At 46.5% G+C, this 21,074-nt stretch carries 17 protein-coding genes; 8 read left to right on the forward strand and 9 right to left on the reverse strand.

Going from position 1 to position 21,074, the window contains the following annotated elements:
• The first annotated feature begins 3 nt into the window (after nt 1-3).
• Together FBF61_RS04175 and FBF61_RS04180 are read left to right on the forward strand one after the other, a co-directional pair.
• On the forward strand, nt 4-1,008 hold the full coding sequence (locus FBF61_RS04175) for a lysylphosphatidylglycerol synthase transmembrane domain-containing protein (protein ID WP_138475887.1): 1,005 nt from the start codon (nt 4-6) through the stop codon (nt 1,006-1,008).
• Between the two features lie 17 nt (nt 1,009-1,025).
• Nucleotides 1,026-2,177, forward strand: a complete 1,152-nt coding sequence (locus FBF61_RS04180) for a glycosyltransferase (protein ID WP_138475888.1) — start codon at nt 1,026-1,028, stop codon at nt 2,175-2,177.
• Between the two features lie 77 nt (nt 2,178-2,254).
• Here FBF61_RS04180 and FBF61_RS04185 read toward each other — a convergent pair whose 3' ends face one another.
• Nucleotides 2,255-3,946 carry a choice-of-anchor A family protein gene (locus FBF61_RS04185; RefSeq protein WP_138475889.1) on the reverse strand — a complete coding sequence of 564 codons (1,692 nt, stop codon included), beginning with the start codon at nt 3,944-3,946 and terminating at the stop codon, nt 2,255-2,257.
• Between the two features lie 394 nt (nt 3,947-4,340).
• On the reverse strand, nt 4,341-5,159 hold the full coding sequence (locus FBF61_RS04190; RefSeq protein ID WP_138475890.1) for an XRE family transcriptional regulator: 819 nt from the start codon (nt 5,157-5,159) through the stop codon (nt 4,341-4,343).
• 129 nt (nt 5,160-5,288) lie between these two features.
• Here FBF61_RS04190 and FBF61_RS04195 point away from each other — a divergent pair, with 129 nt between their 5' ends.
• From FBF61_RS04195 to FBF61_RS04220, 6 genes are all read left to right on the forward strand, one after another.
• A complete protein-coding gene (locus tag FBF61_RS04195; RefSeq protein WP_138475891.1) occupies nt 5,289-6,188 on the forward strand; it encodes a MerR family transcriptional regulator in 900 nt (299 codons plus the stop codon).
• Nucleotides 6,178-7,683, forward strand: coding sequence for a bifunctional phytoene desaturase/3,4-desaturase (gene crtID / locus FBF61_RS04200; RefSeq protein ID WP_138475892.1), 1,506 nt, complete (start codon nt 6,178-6,180; stop codon nt 7,681-7,683). The genes FBF61_RS04195 and crtID overlap by 11 nt, the downstream gene beginning before the upstream one ends.
• A 3-nt stretch (nt 7,684-7,686) precedes the next feature.
• Nucleotides 7,687-8,523, forward strand: coding sequence for a phytoene/squalene synthase family protein (locus FBF61_RS04205; protein ID WP_138475893.1), 837 nt, complete (start codon nt 7,687-7,689; stop codon nt 8,521-8,523).
• Nucleotides 8,524-8,594: 71 nt separating this feature from the next.
• Entirely contained in the window at nt 8,595-9,137 is a 543-nt protein-coding gene (gene idi / locus FBF61_RS04210) for an isopentenyl-diphosphate Delta-isomerase (RefSeq protein WP_138475894.1), read from the forward strand.
• A gap of 130 nt (nt 9,138-9,267) precedes the next feature.
• Nucleotides 9,268-9,732: a sterol desaturase family protein gene (locus FBF61_RS04215; protein WP_138475895.1), complete on the forward strand. Its 465-nt coding sequence runs from the start codon at nt 9,268-9,270 to the stop codon at nt 9,730-9,732.
• Complete coding sequence (locus tag FBF61_RS04220) at nt 9,729-10,454, forward strand: lycopene cyclase domain-containing protein (RefSeq protein ID WP_138475896.1); 726 nt, start codon at nt 9,729-9,731, stop codon at nt 10,452-10,454. The genes FBF61_RS04215 and FBF61_RS04220 overlap by 4 nt, the downstream gene beginning before the upstream one ends.
• Here FBF61_RS04220 and FBF61_RS04225 read toward each other — a convergent pair.
• From FBF61_RS04225 to FBF61_RS34450, 7 genes are all read right to left on the reverse strand, one after another.
• On the reverse strand, nt 10,431-11,573 hold the full coding sequence (locus FBF61_RS04225) for an NAD(P)/FAD-dependent oxidoreductase (RefSeq protein WP_138475897.1): 1,143 nt from the start codon (nt 11,571-11,573) through the stop codon (nt 10,431-10,433). The genes FBF61_RS04220 and FBF61_RS04225 overlap by 24 nt on opposite strands.
• Nucleotides 11,557-12,261 (reverse strand): methyltransferase domain-containing protein, encoded by a 705-nt coding sequence (locus FBF61_RS04230; RefSeq protein WP_138475898.1) that lies wholly within the window; start codon nt 12,259-12,261, stop codon nt 11,557-11,559. The genes FBF61_RS04225 and FBF61_RS04230 overlap by 17 nt, the downstream gene beginning before the upstream one ends.
• Complete coding sequence (locus FBF61_RS04235) at nt 12,254-14,212, reverse strand: UbiA family prenyltransferase (RefSeq protein ID WP_138475899.1); 1,959 nt, start codon at nt 14,210-14,212, stop codon at nt 12,254-12,256. Before FBF61_RS04235 ends, FBF61_RS04230 begins: the two co-directional genes overlap by 8 nt.
• 109 nt (nt 14,213-14,321) lie before the next feature.
• On the reverse strand, nt 14,322-15,539 hold the full coding sequence (locus tag FBF61_RS04240; RefSeq protein ID WP_138475900.1) for a hypothetical protein: 1,218 nt from the start codon (nt 15,537-15,539) through the stop codon (nt 14,322-14,324).
• A 244-nt stretch (nt 15,540-15,783) separates the two neighbouring features.
• Entirely contained in the window at nt 15,784-16,593 is an 810-nt protein-coding gene (locus FBF61_RS04245) for a hypothetical protein (protein WP_138475901.1), read from the reverse strand.
• 185 nt (nt 16,594-16,778) lie between these two features.
• Nucleotides 16,779-20,651, reverse strand: coding sequence for a PAS domain-containing hybrid sensor histidine kinase/response regulator (locus FBF61_RS04250; protein ID WP_138475902.1), 3,873 nt, complete (start codon nt 20,649-20,651; stop codon nt 16,779-16,781).
• A gap of 179 nt (nt 20,652-20,830) precedes the next feature.
• Nucleotides 20,831-21,007: a DUF6496 domain-containing protein gene (locus FBF61_RS34450; RefSeq protein ID WP_166444418.1), complete on the reverse strand. Its 177-nt coding sequence runs from the start codon at nt 21,005-21,007 to the stop codon at nt 20,831-20,833.
• Between the last annotated feature and the right edge of the window lie 67 nt (nt 21,008-21,074).

A 21,074-nucleotide genomic window follows, 5' to 3' on the forward strand; every position in this document is an offset into this window, starting at 1 on the left:
ATCATGTTGCAAGATAAGGAACTCTCCTCTCCGAAAGAAAAAAGAAACTGGCGAAACCTGTTCTGGCTGGGCAAGCTGGTGGTGACGTTGCTGATCCTTAGCTACATCTATAAAACCTTCCAAAATGAACAAAAAGGCGTTGCCGACGTAGGGGACGTACTGAAAAGTATTTTTTCAAAAGTCCATATTCCTGTATTCCTTCTGATGCTTGTGCTCGTTCCTGTCAACTGGGCACTGGAAAGTCTTAAATGGCAAAAGCTGGCGAATAAAGTTGTGAAAATCAATTTCTGGTCGGCATTCCGCGGCACACTGACGGGCCTGGCCGTGGGCGTAGCAGCGCCTGCACAGCTGGGCGATACCATCGGGCGCATTGCAGTGCTCAGATCCGATCGCCGGCTCGAAGCCATCGGAGCGGCTATCGTTTCCAACGGCATTCAGTTCTATGTTTCCCTGATCTTCGGTGCGGCCGGCTGGTTTCATTTGCGGCAGAATCTCGAATTCCCCGAACAGAGCAAACTCTGGTTGAGTATACTTTTGATCGTATGTATTGTGCTTGGCTACATTGTAGTGTTATTCAGGAAACCGCTGACCAGCTGGCATCCCCAAAAACCGGTTTTTCAAAAACTACATTCCTACCTGAAAATCATCGGGAATTATACCGGATCGGAACTGCTGGTTTCACTTTTATATGGAACCCTGCGTTACCTGGTTTTCCTTACACAGTTTGTGCTGGCGCTGTCGCTTTTTGAGTTTCCTGTTTCCTATGCCGAACTTGCGTCCTGTGTTTCGCTGATATTTCTTGCAAAAACCCTGATACCCGCTATTAACGTACTGGGAGATCTTGGCCTGCGGGAATTTACGGCCCTGCTGGTTTTCAAACATTATAACCTGCCGCCGGAAGAAATTATCACGGCCACTTTTCTGGTCTGGATACTGAATGTCCTGGGACCAATCTTGGTTGGTATATTCCTGATCTGGAGATATAAATGGAAACGTAATAAATCCTGAAAAGCGGACATCAGCTCATGGTTCAAACTTACCTGCTTTCCTGGCTCATCCCTTTGTTGTCGTTCCTGATCATGAGCTACGCAATATTTACGTTTATGCTTTTGTTCCTCTGGAAAAGAATAAAACCTGTCGGATCCGACGTCAATACGGAAGCAGTTTGGATATCGGTCATCGTGCCGGTGCGCAATGAGGCAGAAAATATCAAGTTCCTGCTGGAAGATCTCAGTCAGCAAATATTCCCAAAAAACCAGTTTGAATTACTTGTAACAGACGACAGCTCGGTAGATAATACCGCCGAAATTGTCCGTCAATATGCAGCTATTTCCAATTATACGATCAGACTGATTTCCCTGCCCGACATCCCTACCACTTCTCCCAAAAAACGAGCGATCGAAACGGCGATTACTCATGCAAGCGGAAACCTCATCGTCACTACCGACGGCGATTGTCGGGTCGGGAGCGGCTGGCTGCAATCCATCGCAGCAAGTTATGCGGCCACTGGTGCAAAACTGATCAGTTCTCCGGTAACATTCACGCAGGAAACTTCACTGACCGATCATCTACAGACCGTCGAATTTGCCAGCCTGATCGGCAGCGGCGCGGCCGCTATTTCAGCCGGGCATCCATCCCTGTGCAACGGTGCAAATCTTGCCTATCAAAAAGAAGTATTCCAAGAAGTGAATGGTTTCGAGGGAGTTAAGCATATAGCTTCTGGTGACGACGAGTTTCTGATGCACAAAATTGCGGCCCGCTATCCCGGCGGTATTTATTTTCTGAAAGATCCTGCTGCCATTGTCAGTACGAAGCCTCATAAAAGCTGGGGACAGTTTTTTCGCCAGCGAAAACGGTGGGCCAGCAAGTGGAAGCACTATCAAAGCAAAACCCCGCTCATACTTGCACTGTATATCTTTTCCTGCAATTTCTCATTATTGCTTGCAGGCTTATTGTGCATTTCGGGCAATCTTGGCGGCGCCCCTTTTCTTATTTTAATTGCAGCCAAATGTATCCCGGAGTGGTTTTTCCTGGGTACCGTTTTAAGATTCCTTCAAAAACCGGCTTCCCTATTATACATTCCGGTCACACAGGTTTTCTATTCTTTTTATGTCTGCTTTTTCGGACTTGCCGCACAAAAGCCTGAATATGAATGGAAAGGCAGGAAGCTGGTTTAAAAACCGTCAACCAAAAAAAATGCCGGTAAAATACCGGCACCTTTCACATTTTCACATAACGCTGAATAAGAAGATCTTTATTTCTTTAATAGTTTAGAGGAGTATTTTCCTTCACCATTTACAATGCTCACGATGTACATGCCTTGTGCAAAAGCCTGGACATCCACTTTGATTTCCGTCTCTTTATCTGCCAGCATCATCCGGTAGATCTGCTTTCCGTTCATAAAGAAGATTTCAAGCATTTTTACGGGAGAATGGCTTTTTACGCGGAGTTCGTTCTGAGTAGGATTTGGATAAAAATCCACCTCAAGTCTTGCATCGCACTGGCCTGCTTCCACGTTGCGTATGGTGCTGTAATCGAAGGTTTCGTCGGTGTCTACCTGCTGCAGGCGGTAGTAATAATTTTTTGAAGGAGCGTTTTCACCTGAGAAAGGCGAATCTGTGAAACTGTAATCTTTCTGATCAGCGTCATAATTGATACGGGCGATTGAAGTAAAGTTTTTTGCATCCGGTGACCGCTGAACCATAAAGTGCGAGAAATCTGTCGCTTCGGTAACTTTCCACTTAAGATTGACATTGCAGTTTTCTTTTTGGGCAGTGAAACTGGCGAGGGTTACGGGAAGCGAAGTAGATGGTTCGGGAATGGACGGAAGGAACGGCCAGAAGTGGACCTCATCCCGGTTGTGCATAAAACTTTTGGCAATCACCTGACCATTTATATTTCCATTGTTTTCTTTGATCAGGTCGGCCTGAGGCGCGAAAATAGTGCCATGGATCGGCGTGTTTCCGCCAAGGGTAATGGTGCTTGTGGCATCGGGAAAGTTGTAGATCACGTAACTTCCCTGTGCGTCAGACAATCCGCCGAAGCCGGGGAAATTGATGATGGAATTTCCATTTTTAGAAGCGAAGGCAGGAAAATCCACAATATTAACCACCAGTCCGAAAGCGCCGGTATATTCTTTTTGTCCGAGTGAAGGCCCCGCAGGGATGTATTCTATGTTCGAATTCTGGATTGAATTCCATACTGCTGCGGACACAGTCAGTACATTCAGTGCATTGGGGTTAACTTTTATTTTCGGGTTGTTACCGAAAACCGAAGGATCAAGGTAAGGACCTGTGAGTGCGCCGGGTATCGGGTTGCCGTTCTGATCGAGAATAGCCAGGTTGTCTTTTAAGGTAGCAAGCTGGGCGGAGCGTTTGGCCATGGCGGTAAATGCACCGTCTATATCGATCTGGTTTTCACCTGTGCCAAAAATATTCTCAAAAACAGGGTTTACGCTTTCACTTACATTGGGGTTCCAGGTAGTAAGGTTTGCGTTGATGGTGATATTGGGAGTATCGGAATATCCGTTGTTTGATCCGGTAATACGGATTGTTGATGCTGCATTGTTGTTGTCTCGGTACCAGACTTTCAGGCTCGTTGCTGATTCATCTGCCGATATCCACTTTCCTATCTTCACATAGTTGTTTCCGTTCACAGTCAGGCTTCCGTTGTTCAGCTTCACGCCCCCCCGGACCGCAAGTCCGATGGAGGCGTTGTTTGTGAAAAATACCCCGTGTTCCGGGTTGAAGCTGATCTGGTACTGATTGGTGGTAAGATTACCTCCAACGGCAATAGGGCCTTCCGTTTCGCTAGAGGTTAATGTGGCGTTACCTTTCACGAAAATGTTAAATCGCCGGGCGGCAGATGTAGGGCTTTGTGCTTGCACACGGTTCACTTGAAAAGATGAAGCTGCTAAAAAACTGATGAGGAGAAGTTTGGAAGACATTATCGAGCGTTGTGTTCTGATTACTCAACGAAAGTATAATGCCTCCCAAAATCGGGCATTTTTTTTGTGACAAGGAGTTGTCAACTTGGGGTTATCTCGGATTTTTCGGGGGTATGGCCAAAATAGAAAAATTGAACATTATCAATAGTTTGATTTCAACTACGATATAACATCTAGTTCATTATAGATTTACTTACTACATTCAAATTCAACTATTCTACATTAAAACCTTCAATATAACTTAAATAGCCTTAAAACATTTGACTACTTCTACAAATAGGCCTTGTAGTCACAAATTCCGGGGTAATTTAAAAATATAACATTTCTCATACCCTCTTATGAGCAAAATCACAGATAAGCAGGACTATACTGTTAGTTACATTCAACATTACAATTATTTTGATAGTGGCAGGCTCTTGATTTCCTTGATCTCCATCTGCATTTCCTGCAGCATCTTCATCAGCTGTTGCATATCTGTCTGCGGCTCGGGAAGCTGCTTGCTGTGGAAACTGTAATATTCCCAGAGTTCGATCACTTCCGAAACGGGTACGGTGTAGGCAAAGTATTGTTTATTGAAAGACTGCAGTACCATTGTGCCATCTTTTTGAATGGTCACCTGTTTGAAAACAAAATCCTGATCCCCCTTTAAAATCACAATACAGGGCGTTTCGGGTTTCAGACTGGTCCAGTCCTGGACGTAGCGGGTGATGATATCACTTCCTTCAGGCACCGGAAGCATGGAGTCCCCTACGGTGGGGAACATCCGGAATGTGCCGTTTTTGGGGAGGTTGGGGAGATTGAACTTCGGCATTTTGGCCAGAAATTCGGGATCGCTGTAACCTGACCGGTACCCTGCTTTCGCCTGAACCGGGATGTATTCCACATTTTCCTTCTCTTCTTTGTCGACCGTGACGGCCAGTACCCGGATCTGGCTGCCTCTCATAAACAACTCGCTCCCCTCTTCAAGGTCTTTGAGCTTCTGGTCAGAAAGCTTGCCCAGATCGATTTTTAAAAGGCTGTCAATACTGATCCTGAACAGCTCGGAAAAATTGATAAGATCATCAATAGTAGGATTGGAAGTCCTCCCATTTTCGTGTGCATTTAATTTCACCCGGCTGATACCCAGCTTTTCGGCCAGTGCTTCCTGGCTCAGCCTTCGGCGCAGGCGCAAAAATTTAATGTTTACTGACCAATACATTTCGTGAGCTCCCATAATAGTTGATATTTTAAAAATCAAACATAAGATACTTTTAATATCAAATGTAATGGCAAAATTTTATTTTTCTGCAAAATATCTGATAAAATAATTTTGTTTAACTATTTTTGAAAAACTCTAAACAAAATGTCTGTATATTCCATCAGAGATCTTGAACGCATCAGCAGCCTCAAAGCCCATACTATCCGGATTTGGGAGCAGCGCTACGGCATCCTGGAACCAGAGCGCACAGAAACTAACATCAGGTTTTATAATGATGATCATCTGAAAAAGCTCCTGAATGTCTGCACATTGCTGAACACCGGGATGAAGATCTCGAAGATCAGCAAGCTGAACACGGCCGAACTGGCAGAAGAAATCGATAAGATAATTGCCGGCTCCTTTCAGAGCGACGTGCATGTGGAAGCGCTGGTCAACCAGGCGCTGATCGCAATCGCTACTTACGACGTACCGCTTTTTGATCAGATTTTTACCCAAGCCGTGAAGCGGTTCAGCCTGAAAAAGACTTATGTCAAGATCATATATCCGCTGCTCGTCCGGACTGGTTTGCTCTGGCTGAAGGACGATCTGCTCCCCTCTCAGGAACATTTTTTATCCAATCTGATCCGGCAAAAGCTTTTTTCCGCCGTCGATGCCCTGCCTTTCCCCCCAAATCCGGACCAGAACTGGGTACTGTTCCTGCACGAGGGAGAAGATCATGAAATTGGTCTTTTATTTGCGCATTACTTGATCCGTTTGTACGGGAAAAGCGTAATTTACCTGGGCGCGCGGGTGCCTTATCAGGATTTGTCACATGTGGTGCAGAAAAGCAATCCCACCCATATCTATTCCTTTTTTGTGGGCAACCAGCCCGAAAATGAACGCGCGTCCCTGCTGGAAAATCTGAGCAAAGATTTTTCAGAGGCAAGGGTATGCGTTTCAGGTGGCGGCGCGCCTGTGATGCAACTCGCGCTGGAAAACAACATTACCCCGATCGGGACCATTGAAGGGCTGATTGAAATTCTGAGTGCGCACAATGACGAATAGTGACCATAATATATTGAATGCACCGGCGGAAATAGCGGTAATCGGATCTGGTTTTTCGGGCCTGGCTGCTTCGGCTGTGCTGGCTGCGAAGGGAAATGCCGTAACCGTTTTTGAAAAAAATCCCGAAAACGGCGGCAGGGCGCGGACATTTTCGCAGGATGGTTTTGTATTTGACATGGGGCCAAGCTGGTACTGGATGCCCGACGTGTATGAAAGTTATTTCCAGCTTTTCGGCCATACTGCTGCTGATTTTTATGAATTAAAAAAACTCGATCCGGGGTTTGCGGTCATTTTCGGGGCCAATGATGTAATGGATATCCCCGCGAGTTTCGAGGATGTATGCGAATTATTTGAAAATACCGAAAAAGGAGGCGCCGCAAAATTGCGGAAATTCATTGCGGAAGGCGAGTTCAAATACAATGTCGGTATGCTCGACATGGTTTACAAACCCGGGCATTCGATCACCGAGTTTTTCAGCTTCAAGCTTTTTACGGACGCGCTGAAACTGCAGCTGTTCACCTCGCTCAGCAAACATGCCCGCCAGTATTTCAAAGATCCGCGCTTGCTGGCATTGATCGAGTTTCCGGTACTGTTTCTCGGTGCTATGCCGCAGGATACGCCAGCACTTTACAGTCTGATGAATTTTTCCGCCTTGAAACAGGGGACCTATTATCCGATGGGCGGATTCGGCAAAGTTGCGGACGCGTTCAAAAAAATCGCACAAAATGCAGGCGTTCAATTCAGGAATTCACAAAAGGTTGAAAAACTAGAGATCTCCAACGGGAATATCAGCCACCTGCATGCAAACGGCTTTTGCAAAAAAGTGGCAGCGGTGGTCGGTTCCGCCGATTACCATCATATAGAAACGGCCCTGCTTGAAAAAGATTACCGCTCCTACCCGGAGTCATACTGGGAAAACCGGGTTTTTGCTCCTTCCTGTCTGCTTTTTTATTTGGGTATCAACAAAAAAATCGCCCGGCTGCGGCACCACAACCTGTTCTTTGATGAAGATTTTGAACAGCACGCCATCGAAATTTATAAAGATAAAAAATGGCCTGCCAAGCCGTTATTCTATGTTTGCTGTCCTTCCAAAACCGATCAGTCGGTTGCGCCCGAAGGATCGGAAAACCTGTTTGTGCTGATGCCGATCGCTACCGGCCTGAACGATCCGGAAAACGTTCGCGAGCAATACTATCAGTTATTGATGGAGCGGCTCGAAAAGTTTGCAGGAGAAGACATCAGGAGCCAGGTGGTTTTTAAAAAGAGTTATGCGACCTCCGATTTTATCACTGATTACAATGCTTACAAAGGCAACGCGTACGGTCTGGCTAACACACTGATGCAGACGGCGATATTTAAACCGAAATTAAAAAGTAAAAAAGTAGGCAACCTCTTCTATGCCGGCCAATTGACCGTTCCAGGCCCAGGCGTTCCTCCCGCTATCATCTCGGGACGTATTGCCGCAAACGAACTTCTAAAATTCCTAAACAGATAAGTTATGAAAATCCTTTTCGACAATTTATCGGACTCTTGCAGCAAAAGGACCACCCAGTTGTACAGTACATCCTTTTCCCTCGGCATATATTTCCTGAAACAAAAATTTCATTCGCCCATTTACGGTATTTACGGTTTTGTAAGACTGGCTGACGAGATCGTGGACAGCTTTCACGATTTCGACAAGGAGTTTTTGATGGAAAAAATCAGAAAGGATACCCTGGAAGCTATCCAGCAAAAAATCAGTATCAACCCGATTTTGAACAGTTTCCAGCACGTGGTGCACAATTACAATATCGAATGGGAGCTGGTCGATACCTTTTTGAAAAGTATGGAAATGGACCTCCGGCAGAAAGATCATTCGACAGACTCTTATCAGGAATATATCCTCGGTTCGGCAGAAGTGGTTGGGCTGATGTGCCTGCGGGTTTTCACAGAAGGCAATAACCAGCTTTTCGACGAACTGAAACCCTATGCCATGAAACTCGGCGCGGCTTTTCAGAAAGTCAACTTTCTGCGCGATCTCAAAGCTGACTACCAGGACCTTGGACGGACTTATTTCCCGGGTGTCAATTTTAATAATTTTTCGAATGTGGATAAGGATATCATCCAACTGGAGATAGAGCAGGATTTCAGGCAGGCGCTGATCGGGATCAAAAAACTGCCTTCGGGAGCAAGGCGGGGCGTGTACCTTGCCTACTACTATTACCTGAAACTGTTTTTACGGATCAAGGAAACGCCACCCGAAAAAGTGATGGATGCCCGGATCAGAATTCCTGACCACGATAAAATCGGTTTGATGTTTCGTTCTCTTTTAAGGCACCAGTTTGATCTTTTATGACGTTTCTTTGTTGTGTCAACAACGATCAGAAACATTAAAGAATAAACAATCAAGCCCTAAATCCGCGATATATGAGTGATAAAGTTGTGTTGGTCAATGAAGATGATGTTCAGATCGGCCTGATGCCGAAGCTGGAAGCACATCAGAAAGGTGTTTTGCATCGCGCATTTTCCGTTTTTATTTTTAATTCAAAAGGTGAAATGCTTTTGCAACAGCGGGCATTCGGCAAATACCACTCCGAAGGCCTCTGGTCCAATACCTGTTGCAGCCACCCGTTGCCCGAGGAGACGAGCCACCACGGGGCAGTGCGCAGGCTGGATGAAGAAATGGGTATTCAGACCGACCTGCAGTTTCTTTATACATTTCAATATAAGGTAGTGCTTGAAAACGGCCTGACCGAAAACGAGCTGGATCACGTGTTCTGGGGCATTTCTGATGCGGTTCCCAACATTAACCCGGCAGAAGTAGGCGGTTACCGCTATATGAAAATGGCCGATATCAAAACAGACCTGGCGAACAATCCGAGCGATTACACCGAATGGTTTAAGATCTGCTTCAATGATGTAGCCGGGAGGCTGTCGGCGGTCGGCGACCGGCTGTCGGGCATCAGATAAGTGTTCGGTGGTTAACAAAATTAAATCTTGAAGCTATCGGCTGCCGGCTATCAGCTATCAGCCAGTTTTGATAGTCGACAATCCAAAAAAATTAGAAAGCCGGCGGCCGATAGCCAACAGCCAAAAAGATATGCTTACAAACATCCTCATAGTTATTGCCTCCTTCGTTGCCATGGAATGTGTGGCCTGGCTGGCTCATAAGTATTTGATGCATGGATTTCTATGGTTTTTGCATCACGATCACCACCAGCGCGACGATGGCGATTTTTTTGAAAAAAACGATTATTTCTTTGTCATTTTTGCCACGCCCGGCATTACCTGTCTGCTATTCGGCTTGAAAGCAGGTTTCAATTACCTGTTCTGGATCGGGCTCGGTATCACGATTTATGGGTTTGCCTATTTTCTGGTCCATGATATTTTTATTCACCAACGTTTCAAAATGTTCCGGAAAACGGATTCGGTTTATCTGAAAGCGATCCGAAGAGCCCACAAAATGCACCACAAGCACTTGGGAAAACATGAAGGCGAGTGTTTCGGGATGCTTTGGGTTCCGTTAAAATATTTCAGGGAAGCAAAATCACAGGCTGTTAAATGAATTTCACTTACCTGCTCGTCGATCTGGGCGCGATATCGGTGCCGCTTCTGGCTTCGTTTCACCCGAAAATTGCTTTGTACAAAAACTGGCAGATGCTGTGGCCGGCGATCCTGCTGGCTACCGTTCCTTTTGTAATCTGGGACAGCCACTTTACGCAGATAGGTGTGTGGGGTTTTAATCCAAAATACCTGACAGGCATTTATTTCTTTCATTTGCCCATTGAAGAGATCCTGTTTTTCGTCTGCATTCCCTATGCCTGCCTGTTTTCCTACTTTTGTTTCCGGGTTTACGTCGGCACTGATTACCGGCTAAAAAAAGAAAATACAATTACCTGGATCATCCTGGCGATCACAGTTTTACTGGGGGTAATATTCCACGACCGGCTCTACACTTCCTGGACAGCCGCCGGACTCACCGTTTTTATCTTATTGATCAAATTCGTCTTCAAAGTGAAGTGGCTGAGCCTCTTTTATTTCTCTCACATGTTCCTGCTGATCCCGTTTTTTATCGTCAACGGTATCCTCACCGGCACGGGGCCCGACGAACCCATTGTTTGGTATAACAATACTGAAAATATGGGTTTCAGGTTGCTGACAATTCCCTTTGAGGATATTTTTTACGGAATGCTGATGCTGATGCTCAATACTTTCCTGTTTGAATTTTTGATGAGCAGATACTCCGTAGAAAAGGAAGAGTCCCTAAAACCGCTCTCCGTGGGTTAGGGCGACCAGTTTGCTGGTCAATGCGGGCATTTTAGCCAGTATCTTCAAAGCAAAGTGCGTTGTATTTCTTTTCCCGAATAAGCTCTGGAGGTAATATCCTGCAGTGATCCTTTTATCAAAAGCCCGGCTCCAGGCTGCTTCATACCTTGCCGCTGCCTGCTCCTGCGACTGTTCGCTTTTGAAGAATTTCAAAAGCTCCCCGGCCAGGATTTTGGAAGCCCGCATCCCCATACTCATGCCGTTTCCGCACAAAGGAGTGATCGAGCCCGCCGCATCGCCCAGGAGGAAAATGCCCTCGCTTTCCGTCTTTTTCTTGCTGAAACCTACATTGCTGATCACCAGCGGCTGGCGGCTGACGAATGCCGAATTGGTAAAATATTCTTTGAGAAAAGGGTTTTTAAAAAGCACATTTTCCTCCATTTGCCTGATATCCTTCCCGTTTTCCAACAGATTTTTGGCGGTGGTAAGGTAACACAGGCAATGCCAGTCGCGGTCGACTTTGGATATGCCGCAGTAGCCGTCACGAAAATTATGCAGCTCGATCCGGTCCGGCTGAAGATCCGCTTTTACATGGTATTTGACCCCGATAAAATTATTCCCGTTTTCACTTTTAACCCCATCTTCGACACCATTATCCATGAAAGCCGGGGTGTATTTACCATAGCTTCCGCAAAGAATACGAGAAGTGAAGCTTCCTTGTGAGGTCTGGATTTCGTAACCTCCCGTAGTGGGGCGGTTGACCGAACTGACGCGGCAGCCCTGTAAAATTCTTACACCTTTCCGGCTTGCAATTTCGCTGAGATAATGGTCCAGGCTGTACCGGCTGATCCCAAATCCGCCGGGCTGCAACGCCTGACTGAGCATAAAGCCTTTTTCGGAACTGACCCCGAGATGCGTGATCAGGGGAAGATGTAATCTGTCGAGGGTAAGGCCCAGGCTTTTAAGAAAATCCCAGCTTTCCATGGATATATATTCCCCGCAGACCTTGTGAAAAGGATAATGGTTTTTTTCAAACAAAATAACGGAAATACCATTTTCGGCCAGCTGCACAGCCAGGCAAAGCCCCGCCAGTCCGCCACCGATTATCGCGCAATCATAAGATTCACTCTGTGTTTCCATATATAATCACCTCGTGCCTGAATGCCCATTTGTTATACACAGAATATCGTGCCGCCCCGGATTTCTCTATGATCGACTTCAATTCCTTTTTTTTAAAACCTCTTAAAACCGAGAGCGGCGCATCGTTTTTGACCAGATATGATCTGGAAAAAAGCCGGGTTAGCCATTTTATCGAATAGTAGGCCAGCGGATTACGTTCCAGATCGTTGATCACCAGTGTGGATTTGTTCGTCAATGCAAACCTGATGAGATCAACAAGTTCATTTTCAGTTAAATGGTGACAAAACAGGCATGCATGAATGATATCCGCCTGCGGTATATGTTTAAAAAAATTCCGGTAGTCGTCGCAAATGAACCGGACCTGCGCATTCTTTACATTGGATCTCGCATAATCGATACAAACCGGCTTGATATCGATCCCGTTCAGATCGAGCTGCAAACCGGTGCGTTTCGCCCATTTGCTGATCCTTTTCAAAGTATCCCCTCCCCCGCAGCCGATATCTACAAGTGTATAAGATTTACCGGCGCTGCCCGAAGGGATGATTTTCTTCAAAGCTGCAAACGATACTGCATAGCCGCCGAGCCAATGGTTAATAAAATCCAGTTCGCGCAGATTCTGGTACAGGTCTCCGGCAGGGATTTCTTCCTGGTCGAGCAGTTCTTTCTGGTTGCTGCGGGATTTAAACATATTGCAGCTGCATGGTCTCGATGCTCAGCCCCGGGCCAAATGCCGCCGCAAAAATCCGGTTGCCGCGGTTTTCAGGCTTGGTTTTTTCCAGCACTTCTTTCAGCACAAAAAGCACCGTAGGCGACGACATGTTCCCGTAATTTTTCAGCACATTGTAAGTCGGTGCCAGGAAGCATTTGTCGAGTTCGAGAGCGAGGGCAAAGTCGTCGATGATCCGCTTCCCGCCGGGATGCACTGCCCAGTGTTTGTAGTCTTCCGGATTAAGACCGATGGCATTGAGCATAGGTTTGATATTCTTCCGGATCAGGTCGGGCACGTAGGAAGTGAGGTTCATGATAAAACCCGTTTCCGACAGCCGCCAGGCCATATCCGAATAGCCATTATGCAAAACCAGGGAATTGAAAGAGTCGATCTTCACCTCGTGCAAATACGTATCGCCTGGCTTGGAAGTGACCAGCACAGCCGCCGCCCCGTCGCCGAAAAGAAGGTTGGACAGCAGGTAATCGTCGTTATATTGTTTTTGAAAATGGATCGTGCAAAGTTCGGTACATACGACCAGTACTTTGGAACCGGGCTGGCTTTTGCAGATCGCGTCGGCATTTTTGAGGGCGATGATCGCAGCATTGCAGCCCATAAAATTGACACTGCTCCGCTGTATCGCCGGGTTCAGTCTCAGCTCGCGCATCAGCTCCACGTCCAGGCCGGGCGCAAAAAGTCCGGTGCAGGTAACAGTGATCAGGTGGGTGAGCGTATTTTTTAAGGTATCAAAATCCTTTATTTTTTCAATGGCTTTTCTGGAAAGGCTGGTGGCGTGCTCCTGGTAGAGCTGCATGCGCTGGGTAAGGCTGGGCTCTGGCAGCAGGGAAGCGGTTTTGTTGAAAAAAGTATAATCCTCCGGTTCTTTCTCAAAATCGCCGATCACCGAATACCTCCTTTCGATCCCGGTTTTCCCGGCCACGATCCTGATCTTTCTTTTATATGTAATGTCGTCCGTCGATTGGGTGTAAAAAGCCGTCAGTGCCTCCTGGGAATAACTATGGTCGGGAACGGCCGTTTCAATAGCTGATATATAACTCAAAGGGTTTCTGTTAATAATGATAAGTACTATAAAACAACTGTTCATGCAGACCGCCGCAATCAGGTTCATCCGCATCGTATTCCTGAAATTTGCCGCGCTGGTGTCTTTCCAGACCAGGTAAAACCAGTATCCAAACCAGCCTACAATGGGGATAAAGAATACCTGGACAATGTAAAAAATCATTCCAAGTCCCCTGGATGTAAAATACAAATAATAAAAGACATTACAGAGCAAAAACATCGCCGCCGTGAACAGAAATGTGCCCCGGTAGCCCAGTTTGTAACTCAGGGATATTACGCCGTCTTTCAGGTCCTGCCGGTGCTGGTATATCTGCGTGAGCGGGTACGCCCCGGCGATCTGGAAAGAGCAGCCCAGCAGCACGAAGATATTCCCCGTGCTCATTTCCAGTGCATGCCCCGAAATACCTGCGATGGACATATAGTAGGTAAAAGCCCCCTGAAATACGACGACGGTCAGAAAACCAATGAACGGGTATTTTTTTAGCCTGATCTGCCTGGCACTGTATGCCCGGGAAGCCAGGATATACAGCAGCAAGCAGCCCGCAAACAATGTATTTACGAAAACCAGTGCCAGAAAGGTTGCGGCGAGGTCGAGAAAAATGGTCACATAAAAAAGCTGGATGGTAGGCATGGGCGGTTTTTCCAGCCCGCCGATACTCTCCTCGTCCCTATCCACATAGCTATTGTAGCCGTTGCTGGCCGGATATACCAGCAAATGAATGATCAGAAAAGCAAAAAGAGCCTCATGATGCACCACCGTTTCCGCCTGGCTGTAAGCAAAGAGAAAAAGCGGCATCAGAAAAAACGAGAAAGGAATTCTCAGGAGTTTGATGGTATCACCATGAACGAGCATACTGCAAGTTAATGGTTTTTGGGAGTTTAGGTGGATTTAAAAAAGGAAAGGTTGTTGCTTTTGACGAGAGTCGCGGCAACAACCTTTAATCGATTCGCAGAACACCAAGTTAGGGTGCAATGAAATCTATAAATTTGGTTTCCCCATACACATATTGATTATTACCAAATTTAACATAAGCCCTATAAAAATGCCTATACGTTGTCGGTGACTTGGCAAAGCTTCTGTCTCTGGTTTTTATTTCTAAATTTATATTAAGTGGGATCGATGTGTCAAATGATGAATCAATAATAAAACGGTCTTCAATTCCAGCAATTGGGAAATCAGGATATTTTGATTCTCCGGGTTGCCCATAGTCTGACACGATACCATATTCGTAAATCGGGTTATTCCCCAAATTTGCAAACTGAATCTGAAATGTAATATTGAAATTATTCGGCCCATCCGGGGATACATCTGCATTTAAAGTATTTATCACCGGCTTCACCACGATCTCAAAATCTAAAAACTTAACCTCCCCGTACACCACGTCCCCATTATTCAGGGTTGCATAGGCGCGGTAAAAGAGGCGGATGGGGCCGTCGGTGGGGCCGTCGTATTGTTTGATAATGTTTTTTACATCGAGATTGACGGCTTCGGCGTAGGGGTATTTTTTCTCAAGAGGGTCGTTTGTAGGCACTTCCGGGGTTTGCTGTTCGTTGGGTTTTCCCTGGTAAATGACGATGCCGTATTCGGTAACTGGTATATTTCCGATTGCGTCAAATTTTAACGAGTATGCGATAAAATCACTATCATCACCTTTCGACGCGTCAAGGGTTTGGATAACAGGTTTGATAATAGCATCTTGGTTCTTTAAAAAATCAATAAACTTCACCTCTCCATATACTACCGCATTGTTGCTATGGATCGCGTACGCCCGGTAGAAAAGCCTGGTGGGAGTGTTCGATTTTTGGTCGTAGGCACGCGCAATTGTTGCGGCATTCAGCGTCGCAGGCATTGCAAATGCATATTGCCTTTCATAAAATGGAAAAACATACGGAGCTGCGGGTACATCAGGCACATGGCTTTCATCAGTTTCTCCCGCATAAGATACAATTCCGTACTCTATGATAGGCACGTTACCGAGGTTTTCAAATTGAACGGTATAGGAAAATATATTTGTTGCGCCGCCATAAACAGCGCTCACGGTTTTGATTGTTGCCAGCTCCGGTTGCTGCGGCTGTTCCGGCACTTCATGATCCTGGCAGGAAAAGCTTGCGAAAACAAGTGAGAGAAAAGCGAGGAAAGAAGCAAGCGTGAGTCGGCGTGTAAAGTGTTTTCTGATCATAATAATCGTGTTTAAAATTAGTTTCCGGCAATTTTAAACATTGTCGCAACCCAGGGCCGGGGCAATTATCCATCGGCGTCGGATCAATTATTTAAGGGTATAAACCAAAAAAGGGCCGCCCGATACAAGCGACCCTTTTTGCAGAACTTTCTGAACCTAAACCATTTATCACCTCTAATGTCAGAACTAAAAGCACTTATATTTTGGATCAATTCGACTTCGGAAAGTTATGACTGATCTATTCCTAGAATAAATCCGTAAATTTAGTATTGCCAAAAACAATCGTCCCGTTTTCCAGAATCGCATAGGCGCGGAAGAACACACGTTCAGGCGCATTAGGATTATAATTAAAAGTATGATTGATCTGTCCGTTGACAAAAGGCTTATCAAAGTCAATTTTTACGTCAGCAAAACCGGGCTCAATGATAGGGCCGTTATAAGGTAAAGGCCTGAACACACACAGCACTCCATAATTCACGACTGGGACATTGCCCACTTCGTCTACCGTCATTGTGAAAGTAACATTCGGGGTTGGGCTTGGCGATTGCGCAACAATACCTGTGGTGATTTCTGCCAATTGCGGCGCAATACTAAAATCAACAAACTTCACTTGTCCGTATACCACGGAATTGTCTGCCAGCCTTGCATAGGCGCGGTAAAAAAGTCTGATCTGGCCTGCCGGGCCATCGTATTGTCGAACGATTGATTTTACATCCAGACTTGGAGGCATGTAGCCCGGCCCACTGAAGTCGTATTTCCGTCCTTTAACATTATTTACCACCTGGATTGTTGGCGCAGGATTTTCGTTGGCGGAACCAGCATAAGTAACTACTCCATATTCAGCAATTTGCTGGTTCCCCAATTCCTGAAACTGTACTGAATATTGGAAACTCGGCTCATCGTTTGTCCGCACTACATTCAGGGTATTAATAACCGGAAATATCCTTGGCGGCTCCGGCTCATGATCCTGGCAAGAAAAGCTGGCGAGGAAAAGCGACAGAAAAGTGAGGAAAGAAACTGCCGTTAGTCGGAGTGTAAAGTGTTTTTTGACCATAAAGTTCTTGTTTAAAATTAGTTTCCGGCAATTTTAAACATTATCCCAGGTCTGCGCCAGGCGAGGACGGAGCCGTAAACGAGGCAATTATTTGTCGGCTTTCAGACAATTATCAAACGGACAATAGCCGGGCCGCGACCTTTGTCGCAACCCGGCTATTGTCACAAAATCCATAAGTTATCCTTCTATATTCCGGCCTTCACAAGCCATTTCCGGATCGCTGCTTCGAGTGTGTCTTTCAGCACCGGTTTGGTGAGATAGTCGTCCATACCGGCTTCCAGGCATTTTTCACGCTCGCCTACCACCGTACCGGCTGTGAGCGCAATGATCGGCACCCGGCTGCCTTTTTCCAGCTTCCTGATTTCCCCGGTAGCCTCGTAGCCATTCATTTCGGGCATCTGGATATCCATGAATATGATGTCCGGCTTCACATCCTGAAACGCCCGGATCGCCTCTATTCCATTCGCAACCCCGGTTATGACAACATTGGAGAGAATTTTGTTGAGCATAGTCTGCACCAGCAGCATGTTGATCTTATGGTCTTCGGCAATGAGAACAGAAATCTCCTCAGGATGCTTTTCATGATCATCATTCACTCCATCTCTTTTTACATCAACTAAAACTCCCGGTTCGGCCCGGCTGGTAAGCTGTGAAAGTGTATTGAAAAGCTGCCGTATCTTCACAGGCTTCACCAGAAAATGGTGAATGTTCAGCTCATCCTTCACGGCATTCAGTTGTTCCTCTTCTATGGAACCGTTCAGCAGGATAACGGGCAGGTCGGTAAAACGTCCGTTATCAATTCCCCTGATCCTCCTCACCGTTTCTATACCGTCGGGGCCCTGCAGCTGGTAATCCATCAGGACTACGTCATACTCCGTCCCTGTGGCCAGCTGCATCAAAGCCTCATCGGCATTGCCTGCATAATCAGAAGCTATGTTCTTGTTATCGAGCATTTCTTTCAGGATACGGCCATTGTTTTCGTTATCGTCCACGATCAGTATTTTCCTGATGTCGTCGATATTTTCCCAAACAAAAAGGTCCTCCCCTTCCACAGCCCTGAACGTCACATCAAAAAAGAAGGTGCTGCCTACGCCCGACTCGCTGATGAGCTGAAGTTTGCTGTCCATGAGCCCCAGCAGCCGGTTTGAAATGGTAAGCCCTAAACCGGTACCCCCAAATTTCTTGGTCGTCGAAGAGTCCTCCTGAGAGAATGCTTCAAAAATTTTACGCTGGTTCTGGGGCTCTATCCCTATCCCGGTATCACGCACCGAGAACCTGAAACTGAACTCGTTCTCAGCTGGTTTTCCCAGCAGTTCCACTTTAAGTTCGATCTCGCCTTTTAATGTAAACTTGACGGCATTGCTCAGCAGGTTCACGAGTATCTGCCGCAGCCGGATGGAATCCGTCCACACCAGCCGGGGAATATCGGCCGCGATGTTGAGCAGCATTTCCAGCTGTCTTTGCTGGGCCTGGTAGGTTACCATGTCTGCAACCTGCCCGCCTATTTCCAGCAGGTCGGTTTTTTCAAACGTCAGTTCTAGCTTGCCTGCCTCTATTTTCGAGAAATCAAGAATGTCGTTGATAATGTCCAGCAGCGAATTGGCCGACTGAAAAACCATAGACATGTACTGCTGCTGGGTATCATCCAGGTTGGTTTTCATGAGCAGATCGGTAAAACCCACCACTCCATTGAGGGGCGTGCGGATTTCGTGGCTCATATTGGCCAGGAACTCCGATTTCAGCTTGCTGGCAGCCTCGGCTTGTTCACGGGCCTCAAGTAGTTCACGCTCCTCCCGTTTCCGGATAGTGATATCACGTATGACCGACTGAATGATCTGCTGGTCATTGATATTGATGAGGTTAAGCAATACTTCCGCCACAAAAACTTCGTCGCTGTTTTGCCCGAACCGCTTGTAAACCCACTCGAAGCTGCTGCTGCCCTTTTCATACACTTCGCCGGTATAATGCCGGGAGGTGTCACCTGTCGCATAACCGGGCGCACCTTCCCCTGTGAGGCCGCCCAGCGGCAATCTGAGCAGCTCATCAACGGACTTGAGGCCGAACAGCTTCAAAGCGGCCGGGTTACAATCCAGGTAACCATTACAGTTGAAAAGAATTACAGCGTCATTGGTAGAATCATACAGGCTCCGGAATTTCGCTTCGGAGCGCAGGATTTCCATTTCCGACTGCTTCCTTCTCGTTATATCCTGAAACGCCCCGTAAATCCTGACGCATACGCCCTCCACCATTTCGGCCTTCCCGATCGTCCTGACCCACAATTCATTATTTCTGGCAGTAACCAGCTGCAATTCCACATCCCAGGGCGTACCTTTTGCGATGCCTTCCTTCACCACCCGGGTGATCGTATCGCGGCTTTCTCCTTCCTTATAAAAAGCAATGGCTCCGTGAATATCCGGCTTGTAATCAGCGGGCACCTCATGAATCTCCCTGGTCACATCCGACCAGCTCAGTTCGGCATTGTCGGGATAGAGTTCCCATCCACCGATCCTGGCAATGCTGTTGGTTTGTTCCAGCATGCCTCTGATCCTTTTCAGCTCGTCGTCCGATTTTTTCCGAAGCGTAATGTTACGGCCCACCGAAATAAAATGTGTGCATACGCCTTCATCGTTCATGATCGGGATGATCCTCAGATCTATCCAGTATTTTTCACCGTTCTTTTTATAAAAGAGAATTTCTTCCTCTACGATTTTGTAGCGCTTACATTCTTCAAATATCCGTCCTATCGTACACTGATTGGTCTCTGTGCCGGACAAAATATCCGTTGGCCTCAGCCCTGTTATTTCCGCACTTTCATAACCGGTATACAGCTCGAAAGATTTATTCGCCCAGGTGATCAGCCCTCTATGGTCTGTGATCAGAATATAATCTGTAGTATTTGAAGCAACAAAAGCGAGTTCCTTTAACTTCTCCCTTGAATTCCTCAGCTCGGTAATATCATGGCTCGTCAACACGATTTCCCCGCTCAATTCATCCACATTTGCCGTAGTATTGCTCCACGACCAGCTCCCGTCCTTGTGCAGTATACGGTGCTCCACACCTCCCGGAACCGGAGAACCGTTTTTCACGGTTTCATTTAAAGCGCGGAGACAAATCTCAAAGTCGTCGGGATGGACAAAAGCAGAAAACGGCATGCCTATAGTCTCCTGCACCGAATATCCGTACATGGCGGTCCAGCTGGGCGACACGTAGCTGAAAATACCCGATGGTGTAATCGTAAAGAGGACATCCTGCATGTTTGAAACCAGCACCGACAGATCGCCCTCCACTTTCACTTTCCTGGTAATGTCGTAGCCCACACACAATATTTCCTTCACCACGCCGTCTGCACCCGCTAACCCGGTCAACTCCCATTGGGTTGACTTTACTTCATTGGTTCTGGATACCTTCCTGAGCAGCACCAGCTGTGGTTTTCCTGGATTGGCGAGACATTGCTTTCCTGCCCACACACATTTTTCAATATCCTGCGCTATAATCCCCTGCAGGGACGATTGCCCCAGTATTTCAGTGGGTTCTATTTCGTAAAAATTGCAATAATGATCGTTTACATACAGGTAATTCCCGTCAAGATCGATTCCTATGACATAGATGGAATGGCTGTTGAGGAAACTTTCGTAGAGCTGGGTATTGGTAGGCTGCTGCACGACATCGTTTAGCCGCGCACCTGTAAGTATATACTTTTTGGTGCCTTCCGGATTGGGAACCACCCAGGATGTAAGTTCCAGGAGCAAGGATCTCGTGTTGACCGTCAGGCGAATTTCTCTGGTGAACTCAGCAGCCCTTTCGTTTTCAAAGCTCAGATACGCCTCCCGGCGATATCTTTCAAGGCTTTGCTGGCTGTATAAAGCATGGGGTATCTGTTCATTTTCCGGTGTCAGATCAACTCCTAATGTAATCGACAGTTTTTTGTCGGCCCAATGATCCTGATGTTCAAAATAATCGAAGATGAATAGTCCGTGTGTTGCTGCATCCTGTATTATGTTAAAAACTGCCTCATTCGATTGAACAATTTTAAACAGCTCCTTCCTTAGAATATTCATGATTAAATGCCTTCCTATTTTATAGCGTCGTCCGTGTACGGCTTTATGACGTTACAATATAGTATTTATTTAATTATGTTACTGCCAATACCCTTAGCGGAGACAGCACTTTTATTGCCCCAAGAGAACAAGCTGGGCGTTTTTGCATCAGAAGACGAGAATTTTGGAGGGTTACCGTGTCAGTCTTTTTTCTCCGGCACCTTGGCCCCTTCCTTGCGTGCTTCCGAAAGCCCGATCGCAATGGCCTGCTTTTTTGAGGTAACTTTCTTGCCTGATCCGGTTTTCAGCTTTCCTTCTTTTTGCTCGTGCAAGGCTTCCTCTACTTTTTCTCCGGCCTTTTTTGAATATTTTGTCATGGCAATAAAAATTTAGTGATGATGAATATACCCGGGACTTTACTGTTAATTTTCAGGTTCCTAATTT

The organism is Dyadobacter bucti (assembly GCF_005869225.1).
Lineage (GTDB): Bacteria > Bacteroidota > Bacteroidia > Cytophagales > Spirosomataceae > Dyadobacter > Dyadobacter bucti.

Bases quoted from the DNA above. Each gene is read 5' to 3' on its own strand.
- FBF61_RS04175 (WP_138475887.1), top strand. From the start codon at position 4: ATGTTGCAAGATAAGGAACTCTCCTCTCCGAAAGAAAAAAGAAACTGG.
- FBF61_RS04180 (WP_138475888.1), top strand. From the start codon at position 1,026: ATGGTTCAAACTTACCTGCTTTCCTGGCTCATCCCTTTGTTGTCGTTC.
- FBF61_RS04185 (WP_138475889.1), bottom strand. From the start codon at position 3,946: ATGTCTTCCAAACTTCTCCTCATCAGTTTTTTAGCAGCTTCATCTTTT.
- FBF61_RS04190 (WP_138475890.1), bottom strand. From the start codon at position 5,159: ATGGGAGCTCACGAAATGTATTGGTCAGTAAACATTAAATTTTTGCGC.
- FBF61_RS04195 (WP_138475891.1), top strand. From the start codon at position 5,289: ATGTCTGTATATTCCATCAGAGATCTTGAACGCATCAGCAGCCTCAAA.
- crtID (WP_138475892.1), top strand. From the start codon at position 6,178: ATGACGAATAGTGACCATAATATATTGAATGCACCGGCGGAAATAGCG.
- FBF61_RS04205 (WP_138475893.1), top strand. From the start codon at position 7,687: ATGAAAATCCTTTTCGACAATTTATCGGACTCTTGCAGCAAAAGGACC.
- idi (WP_138475894.1), top strand. From the start codon at position 8,595: ATGAGTGATAAAGTTGTGTTGGTCAATGAAGATGATGTTCAGATCGGC.
- FBF61_RS04215 (WP_138475895.1), top strand. From the start codon at position 9,268: ATGCTTACAAACATCCTCATAGTTATTGCCTCCTTCGTTGCCATGGAA.
- FBF61_RS04220 (WP_138475896.1), top strand. From the start codon at position 9,729: ATGAATTTCACTTACCTGCTCGTCGATCTGGGCGCGATATCGGTGCCG.
- FBF61_RS04225 (WP_138475897.1), bottom strand. From the start codon at position 11,573: ATGGAAACACAGAGTGAATCTTATGATTGCGCGATAATCGGTGGCGGA.
- FBF61_RS04230 (WP_138475898.1), bottom strand. From the start codon at position 12,261: ATGTTTAAATCCCGCAGCAACCAGAAAGAACTGCTCGACCAGGAAGAA.
- FBF61_RS04235 (WP_138475899.1), bottom strand. From the start codon at position 14,212: ATGCTCGTTCATGGTGATACCATCAAACTCCTGAGAATTCCTTTCTCG.
- FBF61_RS04240 (WP_138475900.1), bottom strand. From the start codon at position 15,539: ATGATCAGAAAACACTTTACACGCCGACTCACGCTTGCTTCTTTCCTC.
- FBF61_RS04245 (WP_138475901.1), bottom strand. From the start codon at position 16,593: ATGGTCAAAAAACACTTTACACTCCGACTAACGGCAGTTTCTTTCCTC.
- FBF61_RS04250 (WP_138475902.1), bottom strand. From the start codon at position 20,651: ATGAATATTCTAAGGAAGGAGCTGTTTAAAATTGTTCAATCGAATGAG.
- FBF61_RS34450 (WP_166444418.1), bottom strand. From the start codon at position 21,007: ATGACAAAATATTCAAAAAAGGCCGGAGAAAAAGTAGAGGAAGCCTTG.